The sequence below is a fragment of the Lampropedia aestuarii genome, from assembly GCF_004803635.1.
GTDB classification, from domain to species: Bacteria; Pseudomonadota; Gammaproteobacteria; order Burkholderiales; family Burkholderiaceae_C; genus Lampropedia; species Lampropedia aestuarii.
On the sequence record NZ_SSWX01000015.1, the window covers coordinates 92,281 to 108,034 of the forward strand.

Annotated in this window: 14 protein-coding genes and 3 tRNA genes; 14 read left to right on the forward strand and 3 right to left on the reverse strand. The window is 53.6% G+C overall.

What is annotated here, in order from left to right; all coding sequences use genetic code 11:
* Nucleotides 1-456: 456 nt before the first annotated feature.
* The 4 genes from proV (at nt 457) to proX (E8K88_RS12255) (ending at nt 5,440) form a co-directional block, all read left to right on the forward strand.
* Complete coding sequence (gene proV, locus E8K88_RS12240; protein WP_136406955.1) at nt 457-1,737, forward strand: glycine betaine/L-proline ABC transporter ATP-binding protein ProV; 1,281 nt, start codon at nt 457-459, stop codon at nt 1,735-1,737.
* Between the two features lie 20 nt (nt 1,738-1,757).
* A complete protein-coding gene (gene proW, locus E8K88_RS12245; RefSeq protein WP_136406956.1) occupies nt 1,758-3,113 on the forward strand; it encodes a glycine betaine/L-proline ABC transporter permease ProW in 1,356 nt (451 codons plus the stop codon).
* A 98-nt stretch (nt 3,114-3,211) separates the two neighbouring features.
* Nucleotides 3,212-4,348 carry a glycine betaine/L-proline ABC transporter substrate-binding protein ProX gene (proX, locus tag E8K88_RS12250; RefSeq protein ID WP_136406957.1) on the forward strand — a complete coding sequence of 379 codons (1,137 nt, stop codon included), beginning with the start codon at nt 3,212-3,214 and terminating at the stop codon, nt 4,346-4,348.
* Nucleotides 4,349-4,480: 132 nt separating this feature from the next.
* The gene (gene proX / locus E8K88_RS12255) at nt 4,481-5,440 is read left to right on the forward strand and encodes a glycine betaine/L-proline ABC transporter substrate-binding protein ProX (protein ID WP_240754504.1); all 960 of its coding nucleotides are present in this window, start codon (nt 4,481-4,483) and stop codon (nt 5,438-5,440) included.
* Nucleotides 5,441-5,556: 116 nt separating this feature from the next.
* Here proX (E8K88_RS12255) and E8K88_RS12260 read toward each other — a convergent pair whose 3' ends face one another.
* Together E8K88_RS12260 and E8K88_RS12265 are read right to left on the reverse strand one after the other, a co-directional pair.
* On the reverse strand, nt 5,557-6,567 hold the full coding sequence (locus E8K88_RS12260) for an inorganic phosphate transporter (RefSeq protein WP_136406959.1): 1,011 nt from the start codon (nt 6,565-6,567) through the stop codon (nt 5,557-5,559).
* Nucleotides 6,568-6,593: 26 nt separating this feature from the next.
* A complete protein-coding gene (locus E8K88_RS12265) occupies nt 6,594-7,241 on the reverse strand; it encodes a DUF47 domain-containing protein (RefSeq protein ID WP_136406960.1) in 648 nt (215 codons plus the stop codon).
* A gap of 554 nt (nt 7,242-7,795) precedes the next feature.
* Between E8K88_RS12265 and rpmI the strand changes: the two genes are divergently transcribed.
* The 10 genes from rpmI to E8K88_RS12315 all read left to right on the forward strand — a co-directional run bounded on the left by rpmI (nt 7,796) and on the right by E8K88_RS12315 (nt 13,671).
* Nucleotides 7,796-7,999, forward strand: a complete 204-nt coding sequence (gene rpmI, locus E8K88_RS12270; protein WP_136406961.1) for a 50S ribosomal protein L35 — start codon at nt 7,796-7,798, stop codon at nt 7,997-7,999.
* A 21-nt stretch (nt 8,000-8,020) separates the two neighbouring features.
* Nucleotides 8,021-8,380, forward strand: a complete 360-nt coding sequence (gene rplT / locus E8K88_RS12275; protein WP_136406962.1) for a 50S ribosomal protein L20 — start codon at nt 8,021-8,023, stop codon at nt 8,378-8,380.
* A 167-nt stretch (nt 8,381-8,547) separates the two neighbouring features.
* Entirely contained in the window at nt 8,548-9,609 is a 1,062-nt protein-coding gene (gene pheS, locus E8K88_RS12280; RefSeq protein WP_136406963.1) for a phenylalanine--tRNA ligase subunit alpha, read from the forward strand.
* Nucleotides 9,610-9,653: 44 nt separating this feature from the next.
* Nucleotides 9,654-12,098 (forward strand): phenylalanine--tRNA ligase subunit beta, encoded by a 2,445-nt coding sequence (gene pheT, locus E8K88_RS12285; RefSeq protein WP_136406964.1) that lies wholly within the window; start codon nt 9,654-9,656, stop codon nt 12,096-12,098.
* Nucleotides 12,099-12,125: 27 nt separating this feature from the next.
* Nucleotides 12,126-12,449, forward strand: coding sequence for an integration host factor subunit alpha (locus tag E8K88_RS12290; protein ID WP_136406965.1), 324 nt, complete (start codon nt 12,126-12,128; stop codon nt 12,447-12,449).
* Nucleotides 12,450-12,618: 169 nt separating this feature from the next.
* Nucleotides 12,619-12,825 (forward strand): hypothetical protein, encoded by a 207-nt coding sequence (locus E8K88_RS12295; protein ID WP_136406966.1) that lies wholly within the window; start codon nt 12,619-12,621, stop codon nt 12,823-12,825.
* A gap of 6 nt (nt 12,826-12,831) precedes the next feature.
* Nucleotides 12,832-13,344: a MerR family transcriptional regulator gene (locus E8K88_RS12300; RefSeq protein WP_136406967.1), complete on the forward strand. Its 513-nt coding sequence runs from the start codon at nt 12,832-12,834 to the stop codon at nt 13,342-13,344.
* Nucleotides 13,345-13,354: 10 nt separating this feature from the next.
* Nucleotides 13,355-13,431: transfer RNA gene (locus tag E8K88_RS12305), tRNA-Pro, on the forward strand.
* A gap of 50 nt (nt 13,432-13,481) precedes the next feature.
* Nucleotides 13,482-13,556: transfer RNA gene (locus E8K88_RS12310), tRNA-Glu, on the forward strand.
* Between the two features lie 38 nt (nt 13,557-13,594).
* Nucleotides 13,595-13,671: transfer RNA gene (locus tag E8K88_RS12315), tRNA-Asp, on the forward strand.
* A gap of 563 nt (nt 13,672-14,234) precedes the next feature.
* Here E8K88_RS12315 and E8K88_RS12320 read toward each other — a convergent pair.
* Nucleotides 14,235-15,191 (reverse strand): hypothetical protein, encoded by a 957-nt coding sequence (locus tag E8K88_RS12320; RefSeq protein WP_240754503.1) that lies wholly within the window; start codon nt 15,189-15,191, stop codon nt 14,235-14,237.
* Nucleotides 15,192-15,754 lie beyond the last annotated feature (563 nt).

Below are 15,754 nucleotides of genomic sequence, written 5' to 3' on the forward strand. Positions count from 1 at the left end.
GGCAGGCATGGTGTTTTCAACGGCAGGCAGCCATTAACAACAGTTCCAGCTGCCCGCCATCTGGATGGTCGTTTTTCTCGACCCGATGCCCAACGACTTCATGGGATGCCATAAAGGCTTATCTACCCCAGAAGACCGTTTGTGTGAGGTGCAATGCTTTTGCTCCCCACTCGGCAGCCACTTGATGTGCGGCATATAGCCGCCATTATTTGTCTGAAGGCATGCGCTGTGTTTAGCGTTTGTTTTTGTTGTGATCAGTGTGCTGCACATGAGGCGTTATTGCCTGATGTGCTATTTTGCCCTTGCGCATCACTGCGATCCTCGCGTGCAAGAGCCAGGCCCTGATCAGCTGCTCGGCATCAGCCACATTTGTGCTTTGTGCATGCGTCATGCACTCAGTGCAGATCGGGTGTGCTCGTGCGCACCCACTCCAGAACAACGGAGGGGTACAACTCGATGGCCAAAAGCATTCACATCGACCACGTTTATAAGGTGTTTGGCAACAAACCAGAGGCAGCCATTGCTCTGGCCAAACAAGGCAAATCCAAGCAAGAAATCCTGCAAAGCACCGGCAACTCGATTGGCGTTTTTGATGCCAATTTTGAGATTGAGGCTGGCGAGATTTTCGTCATCATGGGGCTATCTGGCTCAGGCAAATCCACCTTGGTGCGCATGCTCAACCGCTTGATCGAACCCAGCGACGGCAAAATTCTCGTCGATGGCCAGGACATCAATGCACTGGCTGACAAGGCATTGCGTGATCTGCGCCGCAAAGACATCAGTATGGTGTTTCAGTCGTTTGCGCTCATGCCACACATGACCGTGCTGGACAACACCGCATTCGGCTTAGAACTCGCCGGCATTGACAAAAGCAAACGCCACCAAGCCGCGCAAGATGCACTGGAGCAAGTGGGCCTTGGTAGCTGGGCCAACAGTTATCCGGACGAACTATCCGGAGGTATGCAGCAACGCGTGGGGCTGGCCAGAGCCTTGGCGGCCGATCCATCCATCCTATTGATGGATGAAGCCTTCTCCGCGTTGGATCCGATTATTCGCACTGACATGCAATCTGAATTGCTGCGCCTGCAGGAAGTCAAGCAGCGCACGATTGTTTTTATCTCGCACGACTTGGACGAGGCCATGCGCATTGGTAGCCGCATTGCCATCATGAAAGACGGCCATGTGGTGCAAGTGGGCACACCTGAAGAAATTTTGCGCAATCCTGCCAACGATTATGTGCGCAGCTTTACCAAAGGCGTTGACGCATCCGTGGTTTTCAAGGTTGCCGATATTGCGAGCCGCAACTACCCAGTGCTGGACCTCAACAAGTCAGGCCAAGGTTTGCGCGCTGGGCTGCGTCTGCTGCAAGACCAGGACCGCGATTACGGCTATGTGGTCTCCAGCGGACAACGCTTTGAAGGCATTGTGTCCACGGAGTCCCTGCGCCAGGCACGTGATGGCTCCAGCGCACTTCAGCCTTTGAGCGATGCATTCCTGCCAGAGCCGATTGTGGTGCGTGGCGATGAATTGGTAGCAGATGTGGTGGGCCGTGCCGCAGAGCCACCCTACCCGCTGCCGGTGGTCAACGAGCAAGGCCGGTTTTTAGGCGCCGTCAGCCGCACACGCTTGCTGCGTTTCCTCGATCGAGACACCCCACCGCTGCCAGCAGATGCGGGTCAGGCCATCGCGCGCACAAACCCCACTACAGCACAAGCTCCGATGGCCACAGCAGCGTGAAAGGCACTTGCATGACAGATATGAATTCTTTCCAAATCGCACAAAACACGAATAACGACAATCCTTGGGCTGCCTCACAATCTGATGCGGGTAGCGCAGCAGCAGGCAATTCTGCCCAGGCTGCAGCCGATAATCCTTGGGCCAGCTCCAGCGCTTCGGCAGCTGCAGATACAAGCAGCAGCGCAGCGGCAGCAGCGGACAACCCCTGGGGGGCGGCTGCATCGGGCAGCGAAACGGCCAACTCGGTCAGTGATACGGCTAGCAATGCGGCTAGCTCTGGCACAGATTGGCTTTCTGGCGGCGCAGTTACACCCCAAGGCGGTGGTGACAGCTTCCAGATCAGCCAGCTTTGGGATGGCAGCCTGCCCGTGCAGAGCTGGATCAATGATGGCTTGGCCTGGTTTGTAGCGAGCTTTCGCCCTTTCTTCCAGGCGGTGCGCAGTCCGATTGACGCAGTGCTGGGCAGCATCCAGCATTTGCTGGTGTCGGTCCCAACCTTGGTGATGATCGCTATTTTGTCGCTGATTGCCTGGCAGTTTGCAGGCAAGCGCATTGCCATCGGCTCGCTCATATCTCTATTGGTCATTGCCATGCTGGGCGTCTGGCCTGAAGCCATGATTACCTTGGCGCTGGTGCTGACCTCACTGGTGTTTTGCCTGCTGATCGGACTGCCGCTGGGCATTGTGCTGGCCAGCAGCGACCGAGCACAGCGCGTGATGCGGCCGTTTCTTGATGCCATGCAAACCACACCCGCTTTTGTGTATCTGGTGCCCGTGGTGATGCTGTTTGGCATTGGTAATGTGCCAGGCGTGATAGTGACCATCGTATTTGCCCTGCCCCCACTGGTGCGCCTCACCAACCTGGGGATTCGCCAGGTACGTCCTGATTTGATTGAGGCAGCCAAAGCCTATGGCGCGTCGCCACTGCAAATGCTGGCCAAGGTCCAATTGCCATTGGCCATGCCATCCATCATGGCCGGTATCAACCAAGCCCTGATGTTGTCGCTGTCTATGGTGGTGATTGCATCGATGATTGCAGTTGGCGGCCTGGGCCAAATGGTGTTGCGTGGCATTGGCCGTCTGGACATGGGCCTGGCCACCGTTGGAGGTTTGGGTATTGTGCTGCTGGCCATCATGCTTGACCGCATCACACAAGCGATGGGCCAACCAAAGCGTGGCGGTCAGTCCTGGCTCGATGGTGGCCCGATTGGGTTGCTGCGCAAAGCGCTGGGAGCAGGCAAGCCTGTGGCATCTGCTGTTCCTGCGGCCACCACACAAACACCGCGCCCTGAACGGGCCGCCCCCACCAAATCAAAGCCCACTGCTGGCGGCAGCGACAGGGCTGAACCAGCAGGTCTGAAACCAGCCGGCCATTGATTTGAAAGCATGCCCATGGCGCGCGGCCTGGCGCCATGGATTGCCTCCCTCACCCGTTTTTGACGCCTTTCAAGCATCTTTAAGGAGCACCCTAGCGCATGCGTTTTTTTGATATTTTTTCTTTGACCCCCACACCGAACACCATCTGCGGCGCACAGCCGCGCACACGTAGCCTCGCAGCAGCAGCAGCAGCAGCAGCAGCAGCAGCAGCAGCAGCAGCAGCAGCAGCAGCAGCATTGCGCCTGGGCGCAAGTGGACTGGCATTGGCTAGTGCCGCATTGATTACGCAAGCCCATGCGAGCGACTTGCCTGGCCAGGGCCGCAGCGTGCAACCGGTACAAACCTCCGTGTCAGAGGAAACATTTCAAACCCTGATCGTCGTTAAAGCTTTGGAGCAACTGGGCTACAAAGTCCTGCCGATTCAAGAAACCGAATACGCTTCCGGTTATATGGCGCTGGCCAATGGCGATGCAAGCTTTACCGCCGTCAACTGGCAGCCCTTGCACAACGACTTCTATGCCAATGCCGGTGGTGACGACAAGTTCTTCCGTGTTGGCACCTACGTTGACAACAGTGCCCAAGGTTATCTGATCGACAAGAAAACCGCCGAGCAATACAACATTACCAACCTCGGGCAGTTGAGCGATCCAGAAATCGCCAAGCTGTTTGATGCCAACGGTGATGGCAAAGCCGATCTGACCGGCTGTACGCCAGGCTGGGGCTGTGAGCCTGTGATTGAACACCAGCTTGACGCATTTGGGCTGCGCGAGTCCGTCAGCCACAACCAAGGCAATTATGCCGCGCTGATGTCAGACACCATTACCCGCTACCAGCAAGGCCAACCAATTCTCTACTACACCTGGACGCCCTACTGGGTCTCAGGCGTGCTGGTGCCAGGCAAAGATGTGGTGTGGCTGGAGGTGCCTTTCACCAGTTTGCCTGGCGAGCAAAAAGCCATCGACAGCATGTTGCCCAACGGCAAAAACTACGGTTTTCCACTCAACCACATGAGCATTGTGGCGAACAAAGAGTTTGCCGCTGCCAATCCTGCTGCGGCCAAACTCTTTGCGATTATGAAACTGCCAATTGATGATGTGTCTGCGCAAAACCTGCGCATGCAGCAAGGCGAGAAAAGCAGTGCGGATATTGCCCGCCATGCGGATGCCTGGATTGCTGCACACCAAAGCACGTTCGATGGCTGGATTGAGCAAGCCAAACAAGCCGCGCAGCAGTAACGGCTTGCTGCGCACGTCTGCTATGGCAGTTGAACCTGCATTGCAGCCCACTTCTACCACTTACTTGAGGGACTCTTTATGAAGACATCTTTTTTGCGTATCCAACACATTACCGCTGCTGCCTTCTTGGGCATGGGCATGTCCTTGGGCGTAGCCCATGCACAGGACCTGCCAGGTAAAGGCATATCGGTCCAGCCAATCAAAAGCTCGATTGCCGAGGAAGGCTTTCAAACATTGCTGGTCAGCCGCGCCCTTGAAGCCCTGGGCTATGCGGTCAAAGACATCCAGGAGACCGAATACGCAACCGGCTACGTTGCCGTTGCCAATGGCGATGCAACATTTATCGCCGCCAACTGGGCGCCCCTGCATGACGATTTTTACAAGAATGTCGGAGGGGACAGCAAGCTCTACCGCAAAGGCACCTACGTGAATAACTCACTGCAAGGTTATTTGATCGACAAGAAAACAGCCGAGCAGTACAAAATCACCAATATTGAGCAGCTCAAAGACCCAGCCATCGCCCAGCTGTTTGACACCAATGGCGATGGCAAAGCCGACCTGACTGGCTGCAACCCTGGCTGGGGCTGCGAGGCGGTCATTGAGCACCAACTCAAAAGCTATGGCATTGATGGCAGCGTGACCCACAACCAAGGTAGCTACTCGGCCTTGATTGCCGACACCCTTGCCCGCTACAAAGCGGGCCAGCCAATTCTCTACTTCACATGGACACCGTACTGGGTCTCGGGTGTTCTCAAGCCCGGCTCTGACGTTGTCTGGTTGCAAGTGCCGTTCACTGCATTGCCTGGTGAGCAAGCAGGCGTCGAGACCAAACTGGGCGATGGCTCAAACTACGGCTTCCCAGTCAACACGCAGCATATTGTCGCGAACAAAGCATTCGCAGAGAAAAACCCGTCAGCTGCCAAGCTGTTTGAAGTCATGCAGCTGCCTATTGCCGATATCAATGCACAAAACCTGCGCATGCAGCAAGGCGAGAACTCCGCGGCCGATCTGCAGCGCCATGTGGATGGCTGGATCAAAGCCAATCAAGCCACATTCAATGGCTGGATTGAACAAGCCAAAGCGGCTAATTAACCATGTAGGCGGCGATGCCAGTGTGCTCGCCCGCCTACTCATTGATGCAAGGCAAAAAAAACGGGCCGCAATGGCCCGTTGTGTGCAATACCCTGGGGGTATTTCGCAGTGGGTATTTAATAAATCGCCAAACTGAGCCAGTAAGCCAAAGCCGCCACAAAGGCGCTGGCGGGAATCGTGAAAATCCAGGCCCAGACAATATTGCCCGCTACGCCCCAGCGTACGGCACTGGCGCGCTGTGTAGAGCCTACGCCCACAATCGCCCCTGTGATGGTATGTGTAGTCGAGACCGGAATGCCCATCGCCGTCGCAATGAACAAGGTCATGGCACCACCGGCTTCAGCACAAAAACCACCGACAGGCTTGAGTTTGGTGATCTTCTGGCCCATGGTTTTGACAATTCTCCAACCGCCAAACATCGTGCCCAAACCAATCGCGGCATAGCAAGACACAATCACCCAAGTCGGTGGCGAAGTCGCCTCCTTGCCCAAATAGCCAGTACCAATCAACAACAGCCAAATGATACCGATGGTTTTTTGCGCATCATTGCCGCCGTGGCCGAGGCTGTATGCACCGGCAGAGAGCAATTGCAAGCGCCTGAACCACTTGTCGACGTGGCCTGGTCGCGTGCGGCGAAACAGCCAGGCGACAATCACCATCATCGCCGAGCCCAGTAAGTAGCCCAGCAGCGGTGAGACAAAGATGAAAACCACCACCTTCATGATGCCCATCACCTCCAGCGCACTCACACCCCCCTTGGCAATCACCGCGCCAACAATGCCACCAATCAAGGCATGCGAAGAGCTGCTGGGGATGCCGTAATACCAGGTCAGCAAATTCCAGCTGATCGCGCCTAATAATGCGCCAAAGACCACGTGGGTGTCTACAAAATCTGGCGAAACAATGCCCTTGCCTACCGTGGCAGCCACGCTGAGATGGAAGACAAAAATCGCAACGAAATTGAAAAACGCGGCGAACAAGACTGCCTGAGCGGGTTTGAGCACCCCGGTCGAGACAACGGTGGCAATGGAGTTGGCCGCATCATGAAAACCATTCATGAAGTCGAAAATCAAGGCCAAGACCACCAGCAAGACTACGACCCATAAGGCCGCTTGTGCTATTTCCATTTTGAACTCCTGCTAGAGTGAAGGGATCAGGAGTTTTCCAGCACAATGCCTTCAATAATTTTTGCCACGTCCTGGCAACGATCACTGATGGATTCGAGCAGCTCGTAAATGGCTTTGAGCTTGATCAGCTCGCGCACATCTTCTTCTTGTCTGAACAAAGCGCTCATGGCCGAACGCAGCACGCGGTCGGCATCGTCTTCCAACTTGTCAATTTCTTCACAGGTTTTCAAGGCCGCTTCTGCCACCGACGCATCAGCAATCTTGTCCAGCGTGCCAACTGCGGCACGTACGCGGTCAATGCAGCGGCGATCCAGGTCGGTCAAGGTGCGCATGTCATCGGTGATCGCGTGCACATCGTAGAGCACTAAAGTTTCGGCGACGTCTTGAATCAAGTCGGCCACATCGTCCATGCGATTGATCAAGCTGTGAATCTGCTCACGATCAATCGGTGTGATGAAAGTCTGGTGAATCGTTTTGTTGACAAGTGTAGTCACGCTGTCAGCAGCACTTTCAGCCTCGTCAATGGCAGCAATGTATTGAGCCCTTAAATTGGCATCAGAGTAATTGGCAACCAGCTTGACCAAGGCATCTGCGGCCTCGACAGTGTGGTTGGCATGTTGATTAAAAAGCGCAAAAAAATTGCCCTCGCGGGGCAATAGCTTACCGAACAGCATTCAGGACCTCTGACATATGTCATACAAATGAAATAAAATTGTAAGATAACTTGGTGGCATCTGTCCAAACAAAGCTGCTCGCAAACCCAAGCTGCACGCAATTCAATACCAGATCAGCCCATTTTTCGTGGGAACGCAGCATTTCGATCAAACGCACGTTAAGTACATTCAGGACGTTATGTGCATGCAGGCATACATAGCCCACCCTAGCGTGTGCTGGCCGAAGCGGCCGGATGTCCTCAGTAATATGAATTACCTAGCGCTTCACCATTTGCCTTTATCAATGTATAATCGCTGGTTCTTTGCTGATTTTCCCAGCAAGCTTGAGCGTTTTTGAAGTTGCAGCTTAGGGTTGTTCAACCCTAAGCTGCGGCAGCGAGATGGGCAGGATGGGGTTCGCGGCAAAGAGAATGCAGCCAGTGCGGAGTCGTTCGCACTGGCTGCGTATTACAAGTGGACTGTAGGCTTTCAAAGGGATCTGTACTGTTGGCTTCGTGCCAAAACAGCTGCATCACGCCTAGCAGGCACAATGTCAAACCAAAGGTAGTAGTGATATGCCAAAAATGAAGAGCAAGAGCAGCGCGAAAAAGCGTTTTCGCGTTCGCCCAGGTGGTACTGTTAAGCGCGGTCAAGCGTTCAAACGCCACATCTTGACAAAGAAAAGCACCAAAAACAAACGCCAATTGCGCGGCGCAGTGAATGTGCATGAGTCCAACCTCGGCCACGTGGCACAAATGTTGCCATTCGCCGGTCTGTAATCTGCATTAAGGAGTTCACACATGCCTCGCGTAAAACGTGGTGTAACGGCACATGCCCGTCACAAGAAAATTCTGAAGCTGGCCAAGGGTTTCCGTGGTCGTCGTGGTAACGTCTATCGCGTTGCCAAACAAGCGGTAATGAAAGCGGGTCAATACGCTTATCGTGACCGCCGCAACAAAAAACGCGTATTCCGTCAGTTGTGGATTGCCCGTATCAACGCCGCTTCACGTGAGTTGGGCGTGACATACAGCCAGTTCACCAATGGCCTGAAAAAAGCACACATCGAGATCGACCGCAAAATGCTGGCTGATCTGGCTGTGTTTGACAAAGCCGCTTTTGCTAGCTTGGTTGACCAAGCTAAAGCCAAACTGGCAGCGTAATTACGGGAAGGCATGCCCCGTGCATGCCCCACTCTCCCGCACAAGGCTGGGCTTGGCGAATCTGCTGACAAAGCAGGTTCTCAAGGCACCAGCCTTTTTTATTGGAAATTGTTGGCAGCAAATGCCACCACTGTGTTGTACACGCCTGCAGCTTCGAGGATAAAGATATGAGCACTGCTGATTTGGATGCATTGATTGAACAAGCCCAAACCCAGTTTGCACAAAGCGACACCCCCGCCGCATTGGAAGATGCGAAAGCCCGATTCTTTGGCAAAAGTGGCCAAATCACCGAGCTGATGAAAGGCATGGCACAGCTGAGTGTGGATGAGAAGAAAACACGCGGCGCTGCCATCAACCAGGCCAAGCAAGCCATTGAGCAAGCCTTGCAAGCACGCCGCCAAGCACTGGCCGACGCCGAACTGGCGCGCCAATTGCAGGCCGAGCGTCTGGATGTAACCCTGCCTGGCAGACTGCGTCAGCCTGGCGGTCTGCACCCGGTCTCACGCACGATGGAGCGCATTGAAGCCATTTTCAGCTCGATGGGCTTTGATGTGGCCGATGGCCCAGAAGTCGAGTCCGACTGGCACAGCTTCACCTCACTGAACAACCCCCCCAATCACCCTGCTCGCTCGATGCAAGACACGTTCTACGTGGACATCAAGGATGAGCAAGGCCAGCACTACAACCTGCGTCCACACACCAGCCCAATGCAAGTGCGTTATGCACACCAGCATGTAAAAAAACATGCTGCCTTGAACGCCGCAGGCAAAACCATTCCAGATGTGCGCGTGATCGCACCAGGACGCACCTACCGCGTTGACAGCGATGCGACCCATTCGCCGATGTTCCACCAATGCGAAGGCCTGTGGCTGGGTGAGAACGTCAGCTTCAAAGACCTCAAATACGTCTTCACCAACTTCTGCAAAACGTTTTTTGAGCGTGATGATTTGGTGCTGCGTTTCAGGCCCAGCTTCTTCCCATTCACTGAGCCCAGCGCAGAAATTGACATCCAGTTTGCCAGCGGTCCGCTGGCTGGACGTTGGCTGGAAGTGGCCGGCTCAGGCCAAGTACACCCCAATGTGGTGCGCAATATGGGCCTGGACCCAGAGCAATACATTGGCTTTGCATTCGGTATGGGGCCAGATCGCCTCACGATGCTGCGCTATGGCGTCAATGATTTGCGCCTGTTCTTCGAAGGCGACGTCCGTTTCCTCAGCCAATTTCAATAAGCTGTCGATACACGTACCCACTTCTGCCAAAAGAAATAAGCCCTATGCAATTTCCTGAATCCTGGTTGCGCGAATATTGCAACCCCGCCCTGTCCACTCAAGCGCTGGCCGACACCCTGACCATGGGTGGCTTTGAAGTCGAAGAAATCACCCCGGTCGCTCCTGCATTTCACGGCATTGTGGTCGGTGAAATCATGGAAGCGGTGCAGCACCCTGACGCCGACCGCCTGCGTGTGTGCAAAGTCAGCATTGGCCAAGCAGAACCGCTGAGCATTGTCTGCGGCGCGCCCAATGCGCGCGTTGGCATCAAGGTGCCATGCGCAACGGTAGGTGCTGAACTGCCTCCCGGTGCTGATGGCAAACCATTCAAAATCAAAGTTGGCAAACTGCGTGGCGTCGAAAGCTACGGCATGCTGTGCTCGGCCAAAGAGCTGGGCATCGCCGATGACCAGAGCGGCTTGCTGGAGTTGCCGCTGGATGCACCGCTGGGCGTCAATCTCCGCGACTACCTGCGCCTCGATGATGCGCTGCTGACACTCAAGCTGACGCCCAATCTGGCGCATGGCCTGAGCATTTACGGCATCGCCCGTGAGCTGTCAGCCTTGACTGGCGCGCCGCTGCTGCCGCTGCCAACACCGGCTGTGGCCGTCAATGGCGCACAGACACTGGCTGTGAGCGTCAAGGACAAGGATTTGTGCGGCCGTTTTTCTGGTCGGGTGATCAACCAGATCAACACCCAGGCACAAACGCCTGCCTGGATGGTCGATAAGCTGGCCCGTTGCGGCCAGCGCAGCGTTGCGCCCTTGGTCGACATTTCTAACTACGTGATGTTCGAGCTGGGCCAACCTAGCCACATTTTTGACCTGGACAAAATCCATGGCGCGCTGCAAGTGCGCTGGGGCCAAGCCGGTGAAAAACTGGAATTGCTCAATGGCAATACCATCGAGGTCGACGGCAAAGTCGGCGTCATCAGTGATGACAAACAGCTCGAATCTCTGGCTGGCATCATGGGCGGCAATGCCACGGCCGTCAGCGATACCACACGCAATGTGTATGTTGAAGCCGCGTTCTGGTGGCCAGAAGCCATTCAAGGCCGCTCACGCCGCTATGCCTTCTCAACCGATGCCGGTCACCGTTTTGAGCGCGGTGTTGATCCGCAGCGCACCATTTGCGCTATCGAGCGCATCACCGAACTGGTCATTGCGATTTGCGGCACACCAGACACGGTGGTCAATCCGATTGACGACCAGATCATTCAATTGCCAGAAGTGAAACCGGTGGATCTGCGTGTCGCACGCGCAGCCAAAGTGATTGGCATGCCAATTTCCACCGAGCAATGCGAACAAGCGTTCACACGCCTGCAACTGGGCTTTAAGAAACTGCCAAGCAATGGCGGCGATATCCTGCGCGTCACGCCACCATCGTACCGCTTCGATATTCAAATCGAAGAGGATTTGATCGAAGAAGTCGCACGCATCATCGGCTTTAACTCGCTTCCAGACACGCCGCCGATTGCGCCGATCATTGCACGCATTGCACCAGAGGCAAGTCGCAGCAAATTTGCACTGCGCCACTTGCTGGCCGACTTGGGTTACCAGGAAACCATCAACTTCAGCTTTGTCGAAGAAAGCTGGGAGCGTGATCTGGCCGGCAATAACAACCCGATCCACTTGCTCAACCCGATCGCTGCACCGATGAGCGTGATGCGCTCTTCGCTGCTGGGCTCGCTGCTGAATGTGCTGCGTGTCAATTTGGACCGCAAAGCCACACGTGTGCGTCTGTTTGAAGTGGGCCGTGTGTTCAAACGCGATGACAGCGTACAAACCACTGACACCACAGTCAAGGGCGTGCATCAGCCGATGCATGTCGCTGGCCTGGCGTATGGTGATGTCGATGGGCGCCAATGGGGCCAGGGCGAGTCACGCGTGGACTTTTATGACGTCAAAGGCGATGTCGAGGCCTTGTTTGCACCATTGGTGCCTACATTTGTTGCTGCGGAACACCCCGCGCTGCACCCAGGGCGCAGCGCGCAAGTGCTGCTCGATGGCCAAGCGGTTGGCTGGGTTGGCGAGTTGCATCCACAATGGCGCCAACAGTGGGAGCTGAGCCACGCGCCAGTGCTGTTTGAGCTGGACTTGGCCGCTGCACTGCAACGCCCTGTGCCGGTTGCCAAAGCCGTGCCCAAATACCAAATGGTTGAGCGCGATATTGCGGTGGTGGTGCAAGAGTCCGTGGCATTTTCACAAGTGCAGACAGCGATTGCACGCGCGTCAACAAGTATTCGCATTGCAAACAGCATGCTGTTTGACATTTACCGCCCGGCCCCAGGACAGAACGCCACCGGCGTGAATCAGGGCGAGAAAAGCCTGGCCATTCGACTGACATTGGATGGGGCCGGCGCAACACTGACCGATGCGGATATTGATCTAACGGTCTCGGCTGTGTTAAAAGCTCTTGAAAGTGCGGTTGCCGCACGTCTTCGTACCTAAATCATTGGCGTCGAAAGAGAGTGAGACATGAACGAACTGCCTATCGATATTGACAGCCTTGCGCCTACGTCTTTGACCAAGGCGCAAATGGCTGAGTTGTTGTATGACCGAATTGGCCTGTCCAAGCGCGAATCCAAGGACATCGTGGACGCATTTTTTGATTTGATTGCCAAACGACTCATCGATGGCGATAGCGTTCGTATTTCTGGCTTTGGCAATTTCCAAGTCAGGGAAAAAGCTGCTCGGCCAGGTCGAAACCCACGCACAGGCGAATCAATTCCGATTGAAGCACGCCGTGTGGTGACCTTCCATGCCAGCAACAAGCTCAAGGAAAAAGTGCAGCAGGCCTAATGCCAGTGAATGCATATGACAAGGGGGCAATCGCCCTCTTTTTTATTGGTCTGTGTACACTGCCCAGTATCACCATGCGTTAGAGAGCCTCCAGCATCAACCGTGACCAAAACGCACAATGTTTGCATGCCTAAACAAGCAAATGCAAACAAATCAGACTGATCACAGTATGATGACAGCCCCCAAAAGGCACGGCGTCAAAGACGATGGCGCAGTGCTCAACTTGGGTAACTTGATGCTCAATCTTTGCATCAATGCGTTGAAACAATTAATAAGGCTTGGCGATTGGCTCAATACAACACGCGCGCGACCTCAGTGTGCCTGCAATGCACCAGCGGTACGTGGCGACAAACAAATTGATAAATTGCTTAATTAGGTTTACATGAATACTCCCCTGCCCCCCATTCCCGCGAAGCGGTACTTCACCATTGGCGAAGTTGCAGAACTCTGTGACGTCAAGCCCCATGTGCTGCGCTACTGGGAGCAGGAATTCACGCAATTGCGGCCAATGAAACGCCGCGGCAATCGCCGCTATTACCAGCACCATGAAGTGCTGATGATTCGCCGCATTCGTGAATTGCTCTATGGTCAAGGGTTCACGATCAGTGGTGCGCGCACCCGATTGCAAAGCTGGAGTGCGGCAGATGCCGAAGCGGCAGCAAACAGCACAGTGGCCGAATCCAACTCCGCCCCTGCCGCAACGGCTGCGGACCGGGTCACCGATCGACCCAATGCACAACACAGTGCTGCGCAAGCTCATGAGAAGCCAATGCTGGCAGATGAGGCAACGCAATCCGCTCAACAACACGAATTTTCCAGTGAATTGAATATTCGCCATGAATTAATTCAAATTCGTGACTTTTTAAGCCAAGCGACCTCAAAATACGGTCTATAATCTTGTTTTTCGGCGTGTAGCGCAGCCAGGTAGCGCACTTGCATGGGGTGCAAGGGGTCGCGAGTTCGAATCCCGCCACGCCGACCATAAAAATTTTGAATTAGCTTGATTATTTAAGTTATAATTCAAAGTTCTGTGACCCTATCGTCTAGCGGTTAGGACATCGCCCTTTCACGGCGGTAACCGGGGTTCGATTCCCCGTAGGGTCGCCACAGTTTGCTGACATTGACTGCAAGTCAATGCTCTACCAGGAGCGGTAGTTCAGTTGGTTAGAATACCGGCCTGTCACGCCGGGGGTCGCGGGTTCGAGTCCCGTCCGCTCCGCCAAAAGGTAGTTTGCAAAAAAAACAATTCAATTCAAATTGCCGCATNAAAGGTAGTTTGCAAAAAAAACAATTCAATTCAAATTGCCGCATCATGCGGCAATTTTTTTGCCTGTCTTCCTGCGCAATGGCAGTCAACTCAACACCACTTCTCGGCTGCGCAAGTAAAAACACGGCTGCAACACCAGCGCGCCATCTAACGCACAATAGCAAGCTGACCCCTCCTCTTCTTGCTGCGACAATCAATCATTGCCTCTGTCGCGCGTAAAAAAAGGATGCTTGTTGATGAGCATCCTTTTTAAAATCGTCAAACATGAGGATTAAGCGCCTCTACGCTCAATGGCAATTAGAACAACAATGCAATCAGAATAATGACTGGAATAGGAACTCCCAAAAAGAAGAGCAAGATAGATCTCATATCAATATAACTCCTGTCGTATGAATAAATTTTAAATAATCAGGCAGCTTTCGCGGGAACTCACTGCTTAGAACTTGGATATAACCAGAATCGATCGGAACCTATGTTCAGATAAAGGCATGCTTGTAGCACATGCCTGGCACAAACGATTAAACGTTGTCTCGCAAACGACCACCAAAAGTAGCCATCAAAGCTGCGGTAAATGCACCAATCAGCAAAGAAATAGCGATCCAGAGTGCTGTATAGGCTGCGGCTTTGCGTGCTGAGTCTGCCGCTTCACGCGCTGCAACTTCAGCTTGCTCAATTCGTTGCTCGATTTCAGTGATTGTGCTGTCAATGCGGCTGCGTGCCTCTTGCTGGCTGATATTCGTATAGCGCGCAATCAGTTGAGCCACATAATCACGATCAGTCTCTACAAACTCTCCACGGCTGATGCTTTGCACCACAATCGGTGTAATTTCCTGCGTCAGCCAAGCAGCTTCTTCTGCGCGGGTCGCCGCATCACTGGAGGTAAGACCGCTTTGCGGTACGTTCACATCAGAGCGACGAATCAGTGCATGGACGTAATAGTCCACAAAGCCGTTTTGTGCTGAATTGGAGCCAGAGTCAGTGCCACCTGCCACCATGGCCACCGTTTGTGCAGCGCCACCCGCCAGTGATCCGACAGCGCGGCCCGCACCACCAAGCACAGACGTAATCGCGCTGGCGAGCAATACCACTGTGATAATCATAGATAAAGCCCACGCCAGAAAGCCGTGCGCAGTATCGCGGAAGTACACCTCATCGGTCTTGACAGAAACCCAGTGCGTACGCAGGCGACCTGCCAAATACCCCCCCAAACCGGCAGCAATCAGTTGCGTAAGAGTCAACCAAATAATGGTTGACCAACCAATAGTGCTGGCACTGGCCCCTTCATTGGACCAGGCAGAAATAGAGGACAAACCGAGTCCTGAACCCAGGACGACCAGCAGCAAACCAATGGCTGCGGCACCGACGGCACCAGCAATAATGGCCCCCCAAGATACTGCGCTAGCACCGCTTTCATGCCCACCAGCTGGCGCCAGGTAAGCATCAGTTGCCGCATAATCAGAACGAAGTGTTGTCATTGTATTTCCTTTTTAAAAATTATTTAACAGGCATTAAGCCCATTTTGCTTATTAAATCAACCAACCAGAAACCAATAATCAAATAACGGGAAAACAGCTTTTACAATCGACAAAGAAAAATATAACAAAAACTATAAATAGTAAATTAAATAAATATACTTGTTTTCCGCAAAAAAACAGTATACCCATCAAATCTGTCAAATATTTATTACTAAATAGCCATTGAAAATATTTAATTATTTTTAACATATATTTCAAGTCGCAAGACCAAAACACATAAAACCCTTGTAATTAAAGGGTATTGGTTTGCGTGATTTGTATCATTTTGAAATTATGCGACTATTTAATGTTAGATATTTGTCGATATTTCTTGGACAAATTTGCAGAGTATTAGAGGCTAGCTTAAAAGCAAAGCCATTCGGTACAGTAGGCAGCTACTCTTGAGCCGCTAACACAACCCTTGTTACATCGTTGCAAAACCTTGTGGTTCCTACCCTGCTGCCTGCGGTTGTGCGCCTAGTCTCAACCGCCGACCTGTATTGACCCAGCCTTTTCTGCACAGG

What these genes read in the sequence shown, in the direction of transcription:
- proV (WP_136406955.1), top strand. Translation starts at nt 457, where the DNA reads ATGGCCAAAAGCATTCACATCGACCACGTTTATAAGGTGTTTGGCAAC.
- proW (WP_136406956.1), top strand. Translation starts at nt 1,758, where the DNA reads ATGAATTCTTTCCAAATCGCACAAAACACGAATAACGACAATCCTTGG.
- proX (WP_136406957.1), top strand. Translation starts at nt 3,212, where the DNA reads ATGCGTTTTTTTGATATTTTTTCTTTGACCCCCACACCGAACACCATC.
- proX (WP_240754504.1), top strand. Translation starts at nt 4,481, where the DNA reads ATGGGCATGTCCTTGGGCGTAGCCCATGCACAGGACCTGCCAGGTAAA.
- E8K88_RS12260 (WP_136406959.1), bottom strand. Translation starts at nt 6,567, where the DNA reads ATGGAAATAGCACAAGCGGCCTTATGGGTCGTAGTCTTGCTGGTGGTC.
- E8K88_RS12265 (WP_136406960.1), bottom strand. Translation starts at nt 7,241, where the DNA reads ATGCTGTTCGGTAAGCTATTGCCCCGCGAGGGCAATTTTTTTGCGCTT.
- rpmI (WP_136406961.1), top strand. Translation starts at nt 7,796, where the DNA reads ATGCCAAAAATGAAGAGCAAGAGCAGCGCGAAAAAGCGTTTTCGCGTT.
- rplT (WP_136406962.1), top strand. Translation starts at nt 8,021, where the DNA reads ATGCCTCGCGTAAAACGTGGTGTAACGGCACATGCCCGTCACAAGAAA.
- pheS (WP_136406963.1), top strand. Translation starts at nt 8,548, where the DNA reads ATGAGCACTGCTGATTTGGATGCATTGATTGAACAAGCCCAAACCCAG.
- pheT (WP_136406964.1), top strand. Translation starts at nt 9,654, where the DNA reads ATGCAATTTCCTGAATCCTGGTTGCGCGAATATTGCAACCCCGCCCTG.
- E8K88_RS12290 (WP_136406965.1), top strand. Translation starts at nt 12,126, where the DNA reads ATGAACGAACTGCCTATCGATATTGACAGCCTTGCGCCTACGTCTTTG.
- E8K88_RS12295 (WP_136406966.1), top strand. Translation starts at nt 12,619, where the DNA reads ATGATGACAGCCCCCAAAAGGCACGGCGTCAAAGACGATGGCGCAGTG.
- E8K88_RS12300 (WP_136406967.1), top strand. Translation starts at nt 12,832, where the DNA reads ATGAATACTCCCCTGCCCCCCATTCCCGCGAAGCGGTACTTCACCATT.
- E8K88_RS12320 (WP_240754503.1), bottom strand. Translation starts at nt 15,191, where the DNA reads ATGACAACACTTCGTTCTGATTATGCGGCAACTGATGCTTACCTGGCG.